General features: G+C 62.9%; 15 protein-coding genes. 3 read left to right on the plus strand and 12 right to left on the minus strand.

Annotated features, from left to right (window positions below):
- Nucleotides 1–50: 50 nt before the first annotated feature.
- The 3 genes from IB277_RS32940 to IB277_RS32950 all read right to left on the minus strand — a co-directional run bounded on the left by IB277_RS32940 (nucleotide 51) and on the right by IB277_RS32950 (nucleotide 2,507).
- Nucleotides 51–1,553: a sensor histidine kinase gene (locus IB277_RS32940; RefSeq protein ID WP_034794041.1), complete on the minus strand. Its 1,503-nt coding sequence runs from the start codon at nucleotides 1,551–1,553 to the stop codon at nucleotides 51–53.
- Nucleotides 1,554–1,749: 196 nt separating this feature from the next.
- A complete protein-coding gene (locus IB277_RS32945) occupies nucleotides 1,750–2,304 on the minus strand; it encodes an RNA polymerase sigma factor (protein ID WP_034794051.1) in 555 nt (184 codons plus the stop codon).
- 8 nt (nucleotides 2,305–2,312) lie between these two features.
- Nucleotides 2,313–2,507, minus strand: a complete 195-nt coding sequence (locus IB277_RS32950) for a NepR family anti-sigma factor (protein ID WP_034794063.1) — start codon at nucleotides 2,505–2,507, stop codon at nucleotides 2,313–2,315.
- Between the two features lie 153 nt (nucleotides 2,508–2,660).
- On the opposite strand from IB277_RS32950, the gene IB277_RS32955 reads away from it, so the two are divergent.
- Nucleotides 2,661–3,455 carry a response regulator gene (locus IB277_RS32955; RefSeq protein WP_034794073.1) on the plus strand — a complete coding sequence of 265 codons (795 nt, stop codon included), beginning with the start codon at nucleotides 2,661–2,663 and terminating at the stop codon, nucleotides 3,453–3,455.
- A gap of 458 nt (nucleotides 3,456–3,913) precedes the next feature.
- Here IB277_RS32955 and IB277_RS32960 read toward each other — a convergent pair whose 3' ends face one another.
- The 9 genes from IB277_RS32960 to IB277_RS33000 form a co-directional block, all read right to left on the minus strand.
- A complete protein-coding gene (locus IB277_RS32960) occupies nucleotides 3,914–5,497 on the minus strand; it encodes an FGGY-family carbohydrate kinase (protein ID WP_110819514.1) in 1,584 nt (527 codons plus the stop codon).
- A gap of 148 nt (nucleotides 5,498–5,645) precedes the next feature.
- The gene (locus IB277_RS32965) at nucleotides 5,646–6,314 is read right to left on the minus strand and encodes an HAD family phosphatase (protein WP_060518898.1); all 669 of its coding nucleotides are present in this window, start codon (nucleotides 6,312–6,314) and stop codon (nucleotides 5,646–5,648) included.
- A gap of 6 nt (nucleotides 6,315–6,320) precedes the next feature.
- Nucleotides 6,321–7,805 carry a mannitol dehydrogenase family protein gene (locus IB277_RS32970; RefSeq protein WP_192372766.1) on the minus strand — a complete coding sequence of 495 codons (1,485 nt, stop codon included), beginning with the start codon at nucleotides 7,803–7,805 and terminating at the stop codon, nucleotides 6,321–6,323.
- 40 nt (nucleotides 7,806–7,845) lie between these two features.
- Nucleotides 7,846–8,619, minus strand: a complete 774-nt coding sequence (locus tag IB277_RS32975; RefSeq protein WP_034794082.1) for an L-iditol 2-dehydrogenase — start codon at nucleotides 8,617–8,619, stop codon at nucleotides 7,846–7,848.
- Nucleotides 8,616–9,617 carry an ABC transporter ATP-binding protein gene (locus IB277_RS32980; protein ID WP_034794095.1) on the minus strand — a complete coding sequence of 334 codons (1,002 nt, stop codon included), beginning with the start codon at nucleotides 9,615–9,617 and terminating at the stop codon, nucleotides 8,616–8,618. The genes IB277_RS32975 and IB277_RS32980 overlap by 4 nt, the downstream gene beginning before the upstream one ends.
- 11 nt (nucleotides 9,618–9,628) lie before the next feature.
- Nucleotides 9,629–10,459, minus strand: coding sequence for a carbohydrate ABC transporter permease (locus IB277_RS32985; RefSeq protein WP_034794097.1), 831 nt, complete (start codon nucleotides 10,457–10,459; stop codon nucleotides 9,629–9,631).
- 5 nt (nucleotides 10,460–10,464) lie between these two features.
- Nucleotides 10,465–11,337 (minus strand): carbohydrate ABC transporter permease, encoded by an 873-nt coding sequence (locus tag IB277_RS32990; protein WP_060518902.1) that lies wholly within the window; start codon nucleotides 11,335–11,337, stop codon nucleotides 10,465–10,467.
- Between the two features lie 142 nt (nucleotides 11,338–11,479).
- Nucleotides 11,480–12,790 carry a sugar ABC transporter substrate-binding protein gene (locus tag IB277_RS32995; RefSeq protein ID WP_060582418.1) on the minus strand — a complete coding sequence of 437 codons (1,311 nt, stop codon included), beginning with the start codon at nucleotides 12,788–12,790 and terminating at the stop codon, nucleotides 11,480–11,482.
- A gap of 199 nt (nucleotides 12,791–12,989) precedes the next feature.
- On the minus strand, nucleotides 12,990–13,943 hold the full coding sequence (locus tag IB277_RS33000) for a sugar-binding transcriptional regulator (RefSeq protein WP_060518905.1): 954 nt from the start codon (nucleotides 13,941–13,943) through the stop codon (nucleotides 12,990–12,992).
- 311 nt (nucleotides 13,944–14,254) lie between these two features.
- Between IB277_RS33000 and IB277_RS33005 the strand changes: the two genes are divergently transcribed.
- Together IB277_RS33005 and preA are read left to right on the plus strand one after the other, a co-directional pair.
- Nucleotides 14,255–15,616 carry an NAD(P)-dependent oxidoreductase gene (locus IB277_RS33005; protein ID WP_034794104.1) on the plus strand — a complete coding sequence of 454 codons (1,362 nt, stop codon included), beginning with the start codon at nucleotides 14,255–14,257 and terminating at the stop codon, nucleotides 15,614–15,616.
- Nucleotides 15,617–15,636: 20 nt separating this feature from the next.
- Nucleotides 15,637–16,950 (plus strand): NAD-dependent dihydropyrimidine dehydrogenase subunit PreA, encoded by a 1,314-nt coding sequence (gene preA, locus IB277_RS33010; protein WP_034794108.1) that lies wholly within the window; start codon nucleotides 15,637–15,639, stop codon nucleotides 16,948–16,950.
- Nucleotides 16,951–16,960: the final 10 nt, after the last annotated feature.

Here is a 16,960-nt window from a genome sequence, read left to right on the forward strand (position 1 = left end):
AAGGTCCCAAACCAGTTACGGACTCGTCCGCCGCGATTGCGATCGACGCCTTATAGTGGCAGGCGGATCAGCGCCGTGACGCCGGCCGGCAGATATTCCACCTTGACCGAGCTGCCCAAGACCTTGTCGAGGCTCCGCTCGATCAGGATCGAGCCGAAGCCGCGCCGTTTTGGCTCGCGCACCGGCGGCCCGCCGACTTCGGTCCAGGTGAGATGCAGAACGTTGTCGCCATCCTCGATCATGTTGCGCGCCGTCAGAACCACCTTCCCCTTCGGCACCGACAGCGACCCATATTTGACGGCGTTGGTGGCAAGCTCGTGCAGAACCAGACCGAGGCCGACCGCCTGGTCAGGCCCGAGCGATATCTCGTCCTTGTGGATCTCGATCTGCTCGGCATAGCAGTTGACATGCGGCAGCAGCTGCTTGGCGATGAGGTCGGCGAGCCGGATGGTGCCCCATTCGTGATCGGAAAGCAGGCCGTGCGCTTCGGAGATCGCCTGCAATCTCCCGGCAAAGGCGGTCATGAATTCCGCCGGATCGCTGGTCTGGCGCAAGGTCTGACGGGCGAGCGACTGCAGCATCGCGAGCGTGTTCTTGACCCGGTGGTTGAGCTCCTTCAGCAACAGCCGCGTGCGCTGCACCGATGCCTGCTGATCGGTGACATCGATCGTGACGCCGATGAACGTCAACGGATTGCCCTTGCTGTCGCGATCATGCACACGGCCGCGCCCGAGCAGCCAGCGGCCGGTGTCGCCGACGCGGAACATGCCGTCGTACTCGTCGTCGGCCTTCATCGCCTGGCGTAGCTTGGAAAAAGTCGCGCCGCGATCGTCGATATGGATCGCTCCGAAGATCTCGCGGGCGCCGACGAAGCTGTCGGCCGGCAGTCCGAACATGCGTTTCATCGCGCTGTTACCGGCAATGACCCCGGAGCGGATATCCCACAACCAACTGCCGATGTTCGCTGCTTCGAGCGCCATTGCGTGGCGCTGCTCCTCGCGTGATAGTGCCGCCTCTTTCAGCGCGCGCCGGCGCGCTTCGTCCTTGATCTTGAAGAGGGAAGCGGCCAGCCCGGCGAGCCGGCTCAGCTGGTCCATCAGCGCCTGTGGCACGTCGGCGCGCGGCTTGTCGTCGAGAACGCAGACCGTGCCGACGGCCTGCCCGTCGAGCATGATCGGCGCGCCGGCATAAAATCGCAGGAACGGCGGCCCTACGACCCGCGAACGTCGCATGAACCGTGGATCAGTCGATGCGTCGAGCACGACGAGACTGGCGTCGGCTTCGGCCGCCACCTGCACGCAGAAGGACTCCTCCGACGACGCCCGGCTCTCCGTGGTTCCGACGGCCGCCTTGAACCATTGCCATTCGCGGTCGATCAAGGTCACCAGCGCAATCGGCGCGTCGAAGAGGCCGGCCGCAATTTCAACGATGCCGTCGAAGTCCCGATCCGGCACCGCCATGTCGGGCACGGTCGCGTGCAAGACGCTCAGACGTTCAGGCGCGTCGAGCAGCGTCATGACGGGCGGGTCTGTCCTTTCAGTCCTCATGCGCATTCGGTCTCAATTCCCAATCTGAGCGGCTTGGGGAGCCCTTGCAGGCTGCACCCGCATCTCGCTCGGTTCTGGGCATATCGACCCAAAATCGTCATGATTGCGCTCTGCCTCCACCACCCGCCTGCCCCTCGGGCACAGGCGTCAGTGAAAGCAGGACACCGCCGATTTTGCAACGGTGTCCGGCTCGAAACTTTCCTCAGGAAACAAAGGCGCGCGACGTGATCGGGGCCGACGTCTCGTCGGGGCCGTAGTCGTTTTCGCCCTTTACCTGAAGAATGTCCTGCAAGCGCTGGCGCGCCCGGTTGACACGGCTCTTGATCGTTCCGAGCGCGCAGCCGCAGATCGTGGCCGCTTCCTCGTAGGAAAAGCCGGAAGCGCCCACGAGGATGATCGCTTCACGCTGGTCGGGCGGCAACATCTCCAGCGCCTTGCGGAAATCCTGCAGGTCCAGCGAGCCGTATTGTTCAGGATGATGGGCGAGAGACTCGGTGAAATGTCCGTCGCTGTCCTGAACTTCGCGTCCGCGCTTGCGCATCTGGCTGTAGAGTTCGTTGCGCAGGATGGTGAAGAGCCAGGCCTTCATGTTGGTGCCCATCTCGAAGTGGTCCTGCTTCGCCCAGGCCTTCATGATCGTGTCCTGAACCAGGTCGTCGGCACGGTCGTGACGTCCGATCAGCGACATGGCGAAGGCACGCAGACTCGGCAACGCGGCCAGCATCTCACGCTTGAAATCATTCTTTTCGGATGACATTCCGGTACTTACTCCCTGCCCTGCAGCGCCGATTGCTGCTCGGCCGCGTCGAGTTTTTCCAGAAGATCGAGAAAACGCGCGGGTATCGCCTCTTCCTGCACGGACTGATAGAGCGCCTTCAGCTTCGCTGCAATTTGCGCATTTGGATCTTCTGTCCATAAGGTCGTGCCGGTGGTCCGCCCTGCCCCTGTTTTATGTTTCATTTTCAAACTGTCGCCTTCAAGTGTCGAAATCGCCAAAACTGTCCATAGCCGCCATAACGCTGTTGAAAATTGAAATGTTCCCTCGCGGAACCTTTTTTTACGCGGAGCGTTCTCGCAACGTCACCGTAAAACGATTTTCGAGGGAGTTCCTCTATGACTTTGTCCACGCGGATCGCACCGCTCCTGCCGTATCTGCGCCGCTACTCACGCGCGCTAACCGGCTCGCAGACATCAGGCGACGCCTATGTTGCCGCCGTTCTCGAAGCGCTGATCGCCGACACGTCGATTTTCCCCGAAGCAAGCAATGATCGCGTTGGCCTGTTCCGCCTGTTCACCTCGCTCTTCGGCTCCTCGTCCGTGCTCGTGCCTGAACCAGTTTCTCCGTTTGCCTGGGAGCAGCGCGCGTCGATCAATCTCGCAACCGTCTCGCCGCTTGCCCGCCAGGCATTCCTTCTGGTCTCGGTCGAAGGCTTCCGGCCGGAGGAAGCGGCCGAAGTTCTCGATGTCAGCATCGACAAGGTCGGTGGCCTGCTCGATCGCGCCTCGCAGGAAATCTCGCGCCAGGTCGCGACCGATATCATGATCATCGAGGACGAACCGCTGATCGCCATCGATATCGAGCAGATGGTCGAGAGCCTTGGCCATCGCGTCACCGGGATCGCCCGCACGCGCGACGAAGCGATCGCGCTCTACAAGAAGACACGGCCGAGCATGGTGCTTGCCGATATCCAGCTTGCCGATGGCAGCTCCGGCATCGACGCGGTCAACGACATCCTGAAGACGAGCGCCATTCCGGTGATCTTCATCACCGCCTTCCCGGAGCGGCTCCTGACCGGCGAACGGCCGGAACCGACCTTCCTGGTCACCAAGCCGTTCAACCCGGACATGGTCAAGGCGCTGATCAGCCAGGCTTTGTTCTTCAACGAATCCACCAAGGCGGCGGCCTGAGCGCGACTGCATGTTTCCCTCGACTGTAAGCAGTCGAGGGGGCATGCGCCGATCCAGATCTTGCAGCGGCCCGCGTCTTACGGCGCGTAGGCCGCTGCAGGTCGTTTCGGGGGTTGTTTGGCAAGATTGCCGGAACGTCCCGACGAGCACTCTCTGAGCTGACATCAGCAATTTCGTCACTGGACCTGCGCATTCACCGGCGGCTTCTGCCAATCTGCGCGTACCACCACACTTGGCTAGGTTTCTCGCAAAGGAAGCCCCGTGAAAACACAACAGCCAGTGCCGAGGGAAGGCACTGGCTGGTATGTGCAACTCACTCGGGGAGTGTGAGTTGTAGGCCGGCGGTCTGCCTCCGGCGCCGCATTGGGGGCTATGCGCGCCACCGTCCGGTCAACAACAGAATGCGCGACACGGAAAAAGGTTCCATGACCCCGCAACAACCTTTTCGGCAGCAGCCGTCACGCCATCTTGTCGAGCTCGTCACGGTGGCGATAGAGCGCCAGGAAGCGGCGATAGTCGCGATCATAGGCGTCGCGAACCGCCGTGTTCGGCAGGCGCTCGTGCCCACCTGACGCCATTTCGGCGCCGGCCGCGGCGAGATCCGCGTGCATGCCGCCGGCAACCGCTGCCGCCATTGCCGTTCCGAGCAGGACGGCATCCGGCGCTTCCGGCGCCACAACCCGGCAGCCGGTAACGTCACAATAGAGTTCCATGAGCAGCGCATTGCGCACGTGGCCACCGGTGACGTGTAGTGTGTCGAGTTGGTAGCCGACCTCGCGCATCATCTCCAGGATATGGCGGATGCCGAGCGCGATCGCGACGCAGGTGCGCCAGTAGAGCCGGCAGAGCGCGTCGAAGGAGGAATCAAGCGGCAGGCCGCTGATGACGCCGAGGCCATGCGGATCGGCGAGCGGCGAGCGGTTGCCGTGGAAATCCGGCAAGACATGCAGGCGATCGGCAAAGGCCGCGCCCTGCTCGGCGCGCAGTTCCTGCACCCGGGCGATGATCCGGCCATGGGTTTCAGCGGTCGGTTCGAGACCGCCGCCATGGAGCCGCACGATATGGTCGAGCAGCGCGCCGGTCGCCGATTGCCCGCCCTCGATCAGCCAGGCGCCGGGCAGCACCGCCTCGTAATAGGGGCCCCACATGCCGAAACCCGGCTTCATGTCCTTGGAAAAGGCGACGATGCAGCTCGACGTGCCGGCAATCAGGGCCAGCTGTTTTTCGAGCTTCTCCGGCTTGCCGATGAAGCCGCCGACGACTCCGAGCGCGCCGGCATAGGCATCGATCATGCCGGGAGCTACCTGGCAGGCCTCGTCGAGGCCAAGCTCGGCGGCGGCCGCAGCGTTCAGACGGCCGACAGAGCTTCCGATCGGCAGGGTCTCTTCCGGCAGCCCGCCGCGCTCAATGAGATCCTCGAGCCCGATCTTTGCGAGATAGTCCGGCTGCCAGCCGCGCTTCTCATGCGCCAGGTAATTCCACTTGGCCGTCAGCGTGCAGCGCGAACGCGCAGCACTGCCGCTCGCCCGCCAGGAAAGATAGTCGGCAAGATCGAAGAAGAAGCCAGCCTTCTGCCATTGCTGCGGCAGATTGCGCTTCAGCCACATGAGCTTTGGCATTTCCATTTCCGGCGACATCACGCGGCCGGAGAAGTCGAGCACCGGATGGCCGGTCGCCGTGCAAAAATCCGCCTCGGCGAGCGCCCGGTGATCGAGCCAGACGATCGTGTCCCAGCGCGCCTCACCCTTGCGATTGACCGAAAGCGGCTTGCCCTCGCGGTCGCGCACCACCAGCGAGCAGGTGGCATCGAAGCCGATCGCTCCAATATCCTCCGCAGCGATCCCGGCCTTTTCCTTCGCCGCTTTGACGGCGCCGCAGACGGCGCGCCAGATATCTTCGGAATCGTGCTCCGCGTGGTTTTCTTCCGGCCGGTTCATGGCGATCGGCAGGTCGGCACGCGCAAGCAACCTGCCCTTGCCGTCAAAAATACCGGCGCGCGCACTGCCGGTACCGACATCGACCGCAACGACGAATTCACGCATCAAAGAAAGTCCCCGCCCCCAAGATCACGATGATTTAGGATCTGCCCGACCCAATCACAACCGCGATCGATTGTCATGAAGGAGAGCGGACGTGCGGGCGGAAAACCGCACACATGTTCCTCGTCCCGCTCCCGTTTCGTCCCTGCTGCTATCGGCCGACAAACTGTAGCAATTCGCCCATGTCGTCAAACAGCGCGTCGGGACTGAGAGCGGCAAGACTCTGCCGGTGCTTGTCGGTGCGCGCGTGGCTGCCGCCGGCAAAGGCAAAGACCCGCATGCCCGCCGCCTTCGCCGCTTCGATGCCGGCCGGACTGTCCTCGACGACGACGCAGTCGTGGGGATCGAAGCCCATCTGGCGGCTCGCGTGGAGAAAGAGATCCGGTGCCGGCTTGCCGTGTTTCACCATGGTGGCGGAGAAGATGTTGGGCTCGAAGAGGTCGATGAGCCCCGTGACGGTCAGCGACAGGCGGATGCGCTCGGGCTGGCTGGAAGAGGCGACGCAACAGGCGCCCTTCAGGCCTTCAACGGCGCCCCGGATGCCGGCGATCGGCTGGAGTTCGGTGCGGAAACGGTCGTAAAGCCGGAGGCGCATGCCTTCGAGAAACGCATCGTCGGTGGCAAGCCCGTATTCGTCGTGCAGGATCGCCGACATGCTCTTGAGGCTGCGTCCGAGAAAGCGTTCGGTCGCCTCCTCGGTGGTCATCGAGACGCCGGCGGCCGAGAGCACGTCCACCAGCACCTCCAGCGAGATCGGCTCGCTGTCGACGAGTACCCCGTCGCAGTCGAAGATCACCAGCCCGGACGCCGCATCCGCCATCGCATTTTATCCCTCAAGCTTGCCATCCAGATAAAGCTGGAGCGTAGCGCGCGTACCCTTTTCCCAGAGGGTTTTCAATGCATCGGCGAAACGACGTCGGAAGAGATCGGAGCGAGCGACGTCGCCGAAGATGTCGCCGAGCGCCAGGAAGGCCATGGGATCGTCCTTGGCGGCAAGCGCTGCCTTGTTCAGCCGGTCGGCGCTCTGGTCGTTGAAGACGATCGTCTTGCCGCTGTCCGACGTGCCGGCAAAGTATCGGCACCAGAGCGCTGAAACGAGCGACAGCCCGACGACATCCTCGCCGCGCGCCAGCCGATCGGCCGTCGAAGGCAGGATGAACTTCGGCTGCCGGTTGGAGCCGTCCTGGGCCAGCCGCGGGATCGTGTCGCCGATCTTCGGATTGGAAAAGCGCGTCTCGATCAGCTTGTAATAGTCGCCAAGATCGGTGTTCGGCACCGGCGGAATGACCGGGATGATCTCGTCATGCTCCAGCTTGGCAAGGAAGGCGCGGATCAGCGGCTCCTCCATCGCCTCGTGGACAAAATGAATGTCGAGCAAGGCGGCGGGATAGGCGATCGCCGCATGGCCGCCATTGAGAATGCGGATCTTCATGTGCTCATAGGGCGCCACGTCAGGCACGAACTGGACGCCAACCTTCTCCACGGCCGGGCGACCGAGCGGGAAGTGATCTTCGAGCACCCACTGCTTGAATTCCTCGCAGAACACCGGCCAGGCATCCTCGATGCCGTAGTCGTCGGCGACGATGCCGATCTCGCGCGCACCGGTTGCCGGCGTGATCCGGTCGACCATGCCGTTCGGGAAGGCGACATTGGCGTCGATCCAGTCGGCAAAGGCGGGATCATGGAGACGGGCCAGCCCCGAAACCGCCGCATGGGTAACCTCGCCGTTGCCCGGGATGTTGTCGCAGGACATCACGGTGAACGGCGGCACGTTTTTGCCGCGGCGCGCCTTCAGCCCGGCAACGATCAGCCCGAACACCGTCTTCGGAGCCGCCGGGTTCTGCGCATCGGCAACGATATCGGGGTGGGTCGGGTTGAACACACCCGAGGCCGGATCGATGAAATAGCCGCCTTCAGTGATGGTCAGCGAGACGATGCGGATCGAGGGATCGGCGAGCCTGGCAACGATCCCGGCGACGTCGCCCGGTTCCAGATAGTCGATCATTGCGCCTGTGACATGGGCGCCTGTGCGGTTGTTGTCCTGCTCGACGACGGTCGTCAGGAAATCCTGCGCCGCGAGCTTGGCCCGCATCGTTGCGTCGGAGGGAAGGACGCCTGCACCGATGATCGCCCAGTCCCTGTCGTGGCCGGCGTTGAAGAGATCGTCGAGATAGACGGCCTGGTGCGCCCGGTGGAAGTTGCCGACGCCGAAATGCACGATGCCCGCCGTCAGTTGCGACCGATCGTAGGCAGGCACGCCGGCTTTGGCCTTGATCGTGTCGAGGGCGGCAATTGAGAGTTTGGTCTTCATGATCCCGTATCCTTTCGAGGCTTCACCGACTGGCGCCGGTTCAGCTCATCCAATTGCCGCCATCGACGTTGTAGGTCTGCGAGACGACGTAGTCGCTCTCGGCTGACGCGAGGAAGATCGCCATGCCCGTCAGGTCCTCTGCCGTTCCCATCCGGCCGAAGGGCACCTCGGCGCCAACGAGCTTCTTCTTTTCGCCGCGCGGGCGGTTCTCGTATTTGGCAAACAGCGCATCGACGCCGTCCCAGTGTTCGCCATCGACCACGCCGGGCGCGATCGCGTTGACGTTGATGCCGTGCTTGATGAGGCCGAGGCCGGCCGACTGGGTGAGACTGATGACCGCCGCCTTGGTGGCGCAATAGACGGCGACCAGCGCCTCGCCGCGCCTGCCTGCCTGGCTTGCCATGTTGATGATCTTGCCGCCCCTGCCCTGATCGATCATCTGCCTGGCTGCGGCCTGCATCGTGAACAGCGTGCCCGATACGTTGATCGCAAACAGCCGGTCGTAGCTCTGACGGCTGATCTCGACGATCGGCGCAAGGTCGAAGAGCGCGGCATTGTTGACGAGGATGTCGAGCCCACCCGCTTGCCGGACGACGGCGGCGATCGCCTCGTCGATCGACGCCTGTTGGGTCACGTCCATCTCCACCGCATAGGCGCCGGCGCCGATCTCGGACGCTGTCTCACGCGCCCGCTCGATGTTGATGTCGGCGATTGCGACCGTGGCGCCCTCGCGGATATAGGCCTCCGCGAAGGCACGACCGATCCCTCGCGCAGATCCGGTGATCAGCGCGCTCTTCCCGTCGAGCCTCTTCATCGAACCGCCAGCCCCTTTTCGTCGAACCTGTGGACGCGCTGCGGATCGGGCGTCAGGAAGACCCGGTCACCATGGGTCACGGCGAAATCGCCGCTGACCCGCGCCGTCACCGTGCCGACATTGTCGACATTGACGTGCAGGAAGGTGTCGGAACCGAGATGCTCGGCAACACCGACCGTGCCCTGCCAGGTTCCGCTTTCCTTCGAAAGCGCCAGATGTTCAGGCCGAATGCCCATCGTGTGCGCCTGATAGGCGGAAGCCGCCGCACCGCTGACGATGTTCATGCGCGGCGAGCCGATGAAGCCGGCGACGAACAGGTTGTCCGGCTTGTGGTAGAGGTCGAGCGGCGAGCCGACCTGCTCGATGCGACCACGATTGAGCACCACGATCTTGTCGGCCATGGTCATCGCCTCCACCTGGTCGTGGGTGACGTAGATCATCGTCGTCTTCAGGTCCTGGTGCAGTTGGCTGATTTCAAGCCGCATGTTGACGCGCAGCGCCGCGTCGAGGTTCGACAGCGGCTCGTCGAACAGGAACGCCTTCGGCTGGCGCACGATCGCTCGGCCGATCGCGACGCGCTGGCGCTGGCCGCCCGAAAGCTGACGCGGCTTGCGGTCGAGATAGTCGGTGAGGTTCAACACGCGGGCTGCATCCGACACCTTCTTGTCGATGACGGCCTTGTCCTCGCCCGCCATTTTCAGGGGAAAGGCGATGTTGGAACGCACGCTCATATGCGGATAGAGCGCATAGGACTGGAACACCATCGACAGGCCGCGCTGTGCCGGTGGCAGTTCGGTGGCGTTCTTGCCGTCGATGACGATGTCGCCGTCACTGACGTCTTCGAGGCCGGCAATCAGCCGGAGCAGCGTCGACTTCCCGCAACCGGACGGTCCGACGAAGACGACGAACTCGCCATTGTTGATGTCGAGGTCGATCGAGGGGATGACGGCATGGGCGCCGAAGACCTTCGAAACCTTGCTGAGTGTAATGCTTCCCATTGTCGTATCCCTTATTTGACCGCGCCGAAGGTGAGGCCGCGTACGAGCTGCTTCTGCGAGAACCAGCCGAGTATGAGGATGGGGGCGATCGCCATGGTCGAGGCGGCCGAGAGCTTGGCGTAGAACAGGCCTTCAGGGCTCGAATAGGAGGCGATGAACGCCGTCAGCGGTGCTGCCTTGGCGGCACTGAGGTTGAGCGTCCAGAACGCCTCGTTCCAGGCGAGGATGATGTTCAAGAGCAGCGTCGAGGCGATGCCCGGGATCGCCATCGGCGTCAGCACATAGATGATCTCCTTGGAGAGCGATGCACCGTCCATGCGCGCGGCCTCCAGGATCTCGCCGGGGATTTCCTTGAAGTAGGTGTAAAGCATCCAGATGATGATCGGCAGGTTGATCAGCGTCAGCACGATCACGAGGCCGGTGCGGGTGTCGAGCAGGCCGGTGTTGCGGAACAACAGATACATCGGCACCAGCACACCGACCGACGGCATCATCTTGGTGGAGAGCATCCACATGAGCACGTCCTTGGTGCGCTTGGTCGGCGAGAACGCCATCGCCCAGGCGGACGGGATGGCGATGATCAGGCCGATCAGTGTCGAGCCGAAGGAGACGACGACCGAGTTCATGAAGTGCAGGAAGTAGTTCGAGCGGCTTTGCACCTCGTGATAGTTCTCCGTCGTCCAGTCGAAGAAGAACAGCGACGGCGGCGATGCGATCGCCTCGGCCTCGGTCTTGAAGCTCGTCAGGAACGTCCAGAGGATCGGGAAGAAGATGAGGATGCCGATCGTCCAGGCGACAACGGTCACGACGATCTTTCTTTGGGTGGAGACGTTGCGTGCCATGGTTCTCAAGCCTCCAGCGTCTTGCCGATCATGCGCATCAGGAAGAATGCGACGATGTTGGCGAGGATGACCGCGATGATGCCGCCGGCCGAAGCACCGCCCACGTCGAACTGCAGCAGGGCCTGCGCATAGACGAGGAAAGTCAGGTTGGTGCTCTGCGTGCCCGGGCCGCCATTGGTGGTGACCAGAATTTCGGCAAAGACCGAGAGCAGGAAGATCGTCTGAATGAGGATGACGACGGTAATCGCGCGAGAAAGATGCGGCAACACCAGGTAGATGAAGCGGCTCAAGGCGCCGGCGCCGTCCATCTGCGCGGCTTCCTTCTGCTCCTCGTCGAGCGATTGCAGCGCGGTCAGAAGGATCAGTGTCGCGAACGGCAGCCACTGCCAGGCGACGATCAGGATCACCGACATCAGGGGCGCATTGGCGAGAAAGTCGAAAGGCTGCAGCCCGAAGAGCTTGGCGATCCAGGCAAAGAGCCCATTGACCGGGTTCATGAACATGTTCTTCCAGACGAGTGCCGCGACCGTCGGCATGATCAGGAACGGCGCGATGACCAGAATGCGCACGATCCCCTGCCCGAACATCGGCTGGTCCAGCAGAAGCGCCAGCGCGATGCCGCCGATGACAGTGATGAACAACACGCCGAGCACGATCGCCAGCGTGTTGAAGAGCGCCTGGAAGAAAGCGGGATCGGTCAGGAAGTAGCTGTAGTTGGAAAAGCCCGCGAACTCCTCCATCCCCGGCATCAGAAGATTGTAGCGCAGGAACGAGAAGTAGATCGTCATGGCCAGCGGAACGATCATCCAGGCCAGAAGCAGAAGCACCGAAGGCGCAATCATCAGACGCGCGGCGGAGCGGGTGTGCAAGGTCGCCATGGCGTCCCCCCAAATGACGGAATTCAACGCTGTTTCGAGATCGGGTCGGGCGGCGCGTTTTTCCGCGCGAGCCCTGCGGCTACCTTCGGGATTTACCGGGGTGCCAGCCATTTGCGGCCAGCACCCCGGGCCCTTGGGAGCCTTACTTGATGTAACCGGCCTTGGTCATTTCGCGTTCGGTCAGCTTCTGGGCGCTGGCAAGCGCGTCGTCGACGCTCATCTGGCCGGCAAGAGCCGCCGAGAACTGCTGGCCGACCGCCGTGCCGAGACCCTGGAATTCCGGGATCGCCACGAACTGCACGCCGACATAGGGAACCGGCTTGACCGCCGGGTTCTTCGGGTCGGCCGCGTTGATCGAGTCGAGCGTCATCTTCGCGAAGGGTGCTGCCTTCTGGTACTCGGGGTTGGCGTAGAGCGAGGTGCGCGTGCCCGGAGGAACGTTCGCCCAGCCTTCCTTGTCTGCCACGAGCTTCAGATAGTCCTTGCCGGTTGCCCAGGAGATGAACTTCTCGGCCGAGGCGACCTTCTGTGAGCCCGCGGGGATCGCAAGGTTCCAGGCCCAGAGCCAGTTGCCGCGTTTGCCGAGGCCGGTGTCCGGCGCGAGCGCGAAGCCGACCTTATCGGCAACGGTCGATTCCTTCGGGTTGGTGACGAAGGAAGCGGCCACGGTCGCGTCGATCCACATGCCGCACTTGCCGGTCTGGAACAGCGACAGGTTCTCGTTGAAGCCGTTGGAGGATGCGCCGGGCGGTCCGGCGTCGTTCATCAGCTTGACGTAGAAGTCGAGCGCGTTCTTCCATTCGGGCTGGTCGAACTGCGGCTTCCAGTTCTCGTCGAACCAGCGGGCGCCAAAGGCGTTCGCGGTCGCCGTCAGGAAGGCCATGTTCTCGCCCCAGCCGGCCTTGCCGCGCAGGCAGATGCCGTAGACTTCGGCGTTCTTGTCTGTGATCTTACGTGCCGCGTCGGCGATGAAGTCCCAGGTCGGCGCGTCGGGCATGGTCAGACCGGCCTTCTCGAACAGGTCCTTGCGGTACATCACCATCGAGCTTTCGCCGTAGAAAGGTGCCGCATAGAGCTTGCCGTCGATGGTGAGGCCGGAGCGGATCGCCGGCAAGAGGTCGTCGACATCGTAGTCGGCGCCGAGATTGTCGAGCGGCAGCAGCCAGCCCTGCTTCGCCCAGATCGGCACTTCATAGGTGCCGATCGTCATGATGTCGTACTGGCCGCCCTTGGTGGCGATATCGGTCGTCACGCGCTGGCGCAGCACGTTTTCCTCAAGCGTTACCCACTCGAGCTGAATGTCCGGATTCTTGGACGTGAAATCTTCCGTCAGCTTCTGCATCCGGATCATGTCGCCGTTGTTCACGGTCGCGATCGTCAGGGTTTCTGCTTGGGCCAGACCCGACAGTGCGACTGCCGAGCACGTGCCCAGCAGGAAAGTTCTCAAGTTCATCGACTTCCTCCCAGAAGAAATTGAGCATTTGCCTCGCTCATGGGCAATTACTCACTTCTCATGACGAATTGTCAATGCGCATTCGTTGCTGCGGCGCACACAGAAACATTAGAAGATTGTTTTGATTGCCGATTTTTTCGTTTCGCAAATGCGAAAGGCCGGCGCTGGGGCCGGCCTTTTCAATCGTTTCGCATAACGATCATGCGTTGAGCAGATAGCTCGCCGTCGCCTCATCGGTGATAAGGCCGTTGATAATGCCGCCCTTTACGGCCGCCCGCAGCGCCTCATACTTGCGCTGCCCCTTGGCAAGTCCGATGACAGACGCCCGGTCGCGCGGCGGCAAGGGAACGGAGGCGACGCGCTCGTTGAAGCTGCCCGAGAGCAACGCGCCATCATGATCGAACATCCAGCCACAGATCTCGCCCGCGGCACCCGCCTTGGTCAGACCGGCCATCTCGTCCTGGGCGAGGAACCCGTCCTGGCAGAGCGGCGCGTCCGGGCCGAGCTCGCCGACGCCGACGAAGGCGACATTGGCTTCGGCGCCTAGCTTCAGAGCCACCTGCACCAGGCTCTGGCTGTGCAGCACCTCCCGCTCCTCGGCCGAAGCGGCGAGCACCGGCAGCGGCATCGGAAAATGCCGGGCCTTGACCGCATCGGCCATGCTGAAGATGACGTTGTAATAGGCGGCCGAACCATCAAGGCCGATATTGCCCGTGAGCGACACGATGCGGTGCTGCGGACATTCCATCGGCGGCAACTGATCGACCGCCGCTTTCAGCGTGCGCCCGGTACCGATCGCCAGCACCTGCGGCTCGGACGATTTCAGCCAGCGCTCGATCTCGGCGGCCCCGGCTTCCGCGATGCCAACGGTCGTCGAGGTCGAACCGGGATCGCTCGGCACCACCTCCACATGTTTCAGTCCGTATTTGTCGCGAAGACCTGCGGCCGCCTCGAGGCAGGCGGCAATCGGATGGTCGAGCCGAACCTTGATCAGCCGCTCGGACATGGCGAGCGAAACCAACCGCTGCGCCGACTGGCGCGAGATTCCCATGACGGTGGCGATCTCATCCTGGGTGCGGCCAGCGACATAGTATAGCCAGCCTGCCCGGGCAGCATCGTCAAGCCTGTTGTTCGCCTCGCCCCTGCGTGCCATCGCTGTTCTCCATCCCCCCCGATCACGATACTTTTGGATCCTGTCGATCCAAAAGTATCGTGATCGATCTTCATAAGCAGAGCGGGGTGCGGGCGGAAAACCGCGCACACTTTTCCTCACCCCGCTCTGATCTGCTGCCACTATTGCCCCGCCCTGTCAAACATCGGCCAAGAACAAGGGCTTGGCAGGTCTGCCGCAAGGCCCGGGATCACAAGGCTTTTCGGCCGTTTCGACCTTAAATTTTTACCGTTTGATAAAAAAATAAAGCGTGTTACCGTTCCATCATCCTGAGAAAACATTGGGAGCCAAAAATGGGAACGACACAATCTGGGATCCTCGGCGGCCGCCTGCCGCTCGGGGAGTACGAGAGCAATTTCTCCGACCTGCATCCACCGCTCGACAAGCACGAGGCCCTCGTCGCTTCCGACCGCTGTTATTTCTGTCATGACGCGCCGTGCATGACGGCCTGTCCCACCTCCATCGATATCCCGCTGTTCATTCGGCAGATATCGACCGGAAACCCGATCGGATCGGCCAAGACGATCTTCGATCAGAACATCCTGGGCGGCATGTGCGCCCGCGTCTGTCCCACCGAAACGCTGTGCGAACAGGCTTGCGTTCGCAACACCGCCGAGGAGCGCCCGGTCGAGATCGGCCGCCTGCAGCGCTATGCGACCGACGTGGCGATGAAAGAGAACAAGCAGTTCTACACCCGTGCTGAAACCTCCGGCCGCAAGATCGCCGTCGTCGGCGCCGGCCCGGCCGGCCTTGCTGCTGCCCATCGGTTGGCCGTCAAGGGCCACGACGTCGTGATCTACGATGCCCGGCCGAAGTCCGGCGGCCTCAATGAGTACGGCATTGCCGCCTACAAGTCGGTCGACGACTTCGCGCAGAAGGAAGTCGACTACGTGCTGGCGATCGGCGGCATCGAAGTGCGCCAGGGCCAGGCGATCGGCCGCGATTTCACCCTCGCCGACCTCTCGGAACAGTATGACGCCGTCTTCCTCGGCCTCGGCCTTGCGGGCGTGAACGCGCTGCGTCTCGAAGGCGAAAGTGCCGAAGGCGTTGACGATGCCGTCGACTTCATCGCCGCCCTTCGCCAGTCGAAGACCAAGGCCGATATCCCGGTCGGCCGTCGCGTCGTCGTCCTCGGTGGCGGCATGACCGCAATCGATGCGGCCGTGCAGGCAAAGCTGCTCGGCGCGGAAGAAGTGACGATCTGTTATCGCCGCGGCAAGGAGCACATGAACGCCTCCGAGTTCGAGCAGGACCTGGCGGCCTCCAAGGGCGTCACCATCCGCCACTGGCTGCAGCCGAAGCGCATCGCCGAGAAGGACGGCAAGGTCGCCGGCATCGAGCTGGAATACACCACGCTCGAAGACGGAAAGCTGACGGCGACCGGCGAAACCGGTATCATTGCTGCCGACCAGATCTTCAAGGCGATCGGCCAGAGCTTCCTCGGAGCAGGCCTCGGCGCGCTGCAACTCGAAGGCGGCCGCATTGTTGCCGACGCCGAAGGGCGCACGTCGCTGCCCAACGTCTGGGCCGGCGGCGACTGCGTGCTCGGCGGTGAAGACCTCACGGTCTCGGCCGTCGCCATGGGCCGCGACGCGGCTGAATCGATCAATCGGGCCTTCGCCGCGGCAGCGCCGCGCGCGAGCGCAGTTGCCTAAGGGATCGGGAGGAGAAACCAATGGCTGATCTTCGCAATAATTTTGTCGGCATCAAATCCCCGAACCCGTTCTGGCTGGCATCCGCCCCACCGACGGACAAAGCTTACAACGTCGAGCGCGCCTTCAAGGCGGGCTGGGGCGGCGTCGTCTGGAAGACGCTCGGCGAGGAAGGCCCGCCGGTCGTCAACGTCAACGGCCCGCGCTACGGCGCGATCTGGGGCGCCGACCGCCGGCTGCTCGGGCTGAACAACATCGAGCTCATCACCGACCGCGACCTCTATGTGAACCTGCGCGAAATGAAGCAGGTGAAGATGAACTGGCCGGATCGCGCCCTGATCGCCTCGATCATGGTGCCCTGCGAGGAAGAGGCGTGGAAGGCGATCCTGCCGCTGGTCGAGGAAACCGGCGCCGACGGCATCGAACTCAACTTCGGCTGTCCGCACGGCATGTCCGAACGTGGCATGGGTGCTGCGGTCGGCCAGGTGCCGGAATACATCGAGATGGTCGTGCGCTGGTGCAAGCAGTACACGCGCATGCCTGTCATCACCAAATTGACGCCCAATATCACCGACATCCGCAAGCCGGCGCGCGCCGCCAAGGCTGGCGGTACCGACGCGGTGTCGCTGATCAACACCATCAACTCGATCGTCTCGGTCGACCTCGACAACTTCGCCCCCAACCCGACGGTCGGCGGCAAGGGCACCCACGGCGGCTATTGCGGCCCGGCGGTGAAGCCGATCGCGCTCAATATGGTCGCCGAGATCGCTCGCGATCCGGAAACCTACGGCCTGCCGATCTCCGGCATCGGCGGCATCACCACCTGGCGCGACGCGGCCGAGTTCCTGGCACTTGGCGCCGGCAACGTCCAGGTCTGCACCGCAGCCATGACCTATGGCTTCAAGATCGTCCAGGAAATGATCTCGGGCCTCTCCGACTGGATGGACGCCAAGGGTCACCGCAACCTCGATGATATCACCGGACGCGCGGTCCCGAACGTTACCGACTGGCAGTATCTGAACCTCAACTACATCGCCAAGGCGAAGATCGACCAGGATGCCTGCATCAAGTGCGGTCGCTGCCACATCGCCTGCGAGGATACCTCGCACCAGGCGATCACGCAGTTCGTCAACGGCGTACGTCACTTCGAGGTAATGGAAGACGAGTGCGTTGGCTGCAATCTCTGCGTCAACGTCTGTCCCGTCGAAAACTGCATCACCATGGAAGAGCTGCCGGCCGGCACGCTCGACCAGCGCACCGGCAAGCCGGTCGATCCAAACTACGCCAACTGGACGACCCATCCGAACAACCCGATGGCCCGCCAGGCCGCTGAGTAGCGGATCTCGT

This window comes from Ensifer sp. ENS07 (genome assembly GCF_014852185.1).
Classification (GTDB): domain Bacteria; phylum Pseudomonadota; class Alphaproteobacteria; order Rhizobiales; family Rhizobiaceae; genus Ensifer; species Ensifer adhaerens.

Bases quoted from the DNA above. Each gene is read 5' to 3' on its own strand.
- IB277_RS33005 (WP_034794104.1), top strand. From the start codon at position 14,255: ATGGGAACGACACAATCTGGGATCCTCGGCGGCCGCCTGCCGCTCGGG.
- IB277_RS32970 (WP_192372766.1), bottom strand. From the start codon at position 7,805: ATGAAGACCAAACTCTCAATTGCCGCCCTCGACACGATCAAGGCCAAA.
- IB277_RS32955 (WP_034794073.1), top strand. From the start codon at position 2,661: ATGACTTTGTCCACGCGGATCGCACCGCTCCTGCCGTATCTGCGCCGC.
- preA (WP_034794108.1), top strand. From the start codon at position 15,637: ATGGCTGATCTTCGCAATAATTTTGTCGGCATCAAATCCCCGAACCCG.
- IB277_RS33000 (WP_060518905.1), bottom strand. From the start codon at position 13,943: ATGGCACGCAGGGGCGAGGCGAACAACAGGCTTGACGATGCTGCCCGG.
- IB277_RS32980 (WP_034794095.1), bottom strand. From the start codon at position 9,617: ATGGGAAGCATTACACTCAGCAAGGTTTCGAAGGTCTTCGGCGCCCAT.
- IB277_RS32945 (WP_034794051.1), bottom strand. From the start codon at position 2,304: ATGTCATCCGAAAAGAATGATTTCAAGCGTGAGATGCTGGCCGCGTTG.
- IB277_RS32965 (WP_060518898.1), bottom strand. From the start codon at position 6,314: ATGGCGGATGCGGCGTCCGGGCTGGTGATCTTCGACTGCGACGGGGTA.
- IB277_RS32990 (WP_060518902.1), bottom strand. From the start codon at position 11,337: ATGGCGACCTTGCACACCCGCTCCGCCGCGCGTCTGATGATTGCGCCT.
- IB277_RS32995 (WP_060582418.1), bottom strand. From the start codon at position 12,790: ATGAACTTGAGAACTTTCCTGCTGGGCACGTGCTCGGCAGTCGCACTG.
- IB277_RS32960 (WP_110819514.1), bottom strand. From the start codon at position 5,497: ATGCGTGAATTCGTCGTTGCGGTCGATGTCGGTACCGGCAGTGCGCGC.
- IB277_RS32975 (WP_034794082.1), bottom strand. From the start codon at position 8,619: ATGAAGAGGCTCGACGGGAAGAGCGCGCTGATCACCGGATCTGCGCGA.
- IB277_RS32985 (WP_034794097.1), bottom strand. From the start codon at position 10,459: ATGGCACGCAACGTCTCCACCCAAAGAAAGATCGTCGTGACCGTTGTC.
- IB277_RS32940 (WP_034794041.1), bottom strand. From the start codon at position 1,553: ATGCGCATGAGGACTGAAAGGACAGACCCGCCCGTCATGACGCTGCTC.
- IB277_RS32950 (WP_034794063.1), bottom strand. From the start codon at position 2,507: ATGAAACATAAAACAGGGGCAGGGCGGACCACCGGCACGACCTTATGG.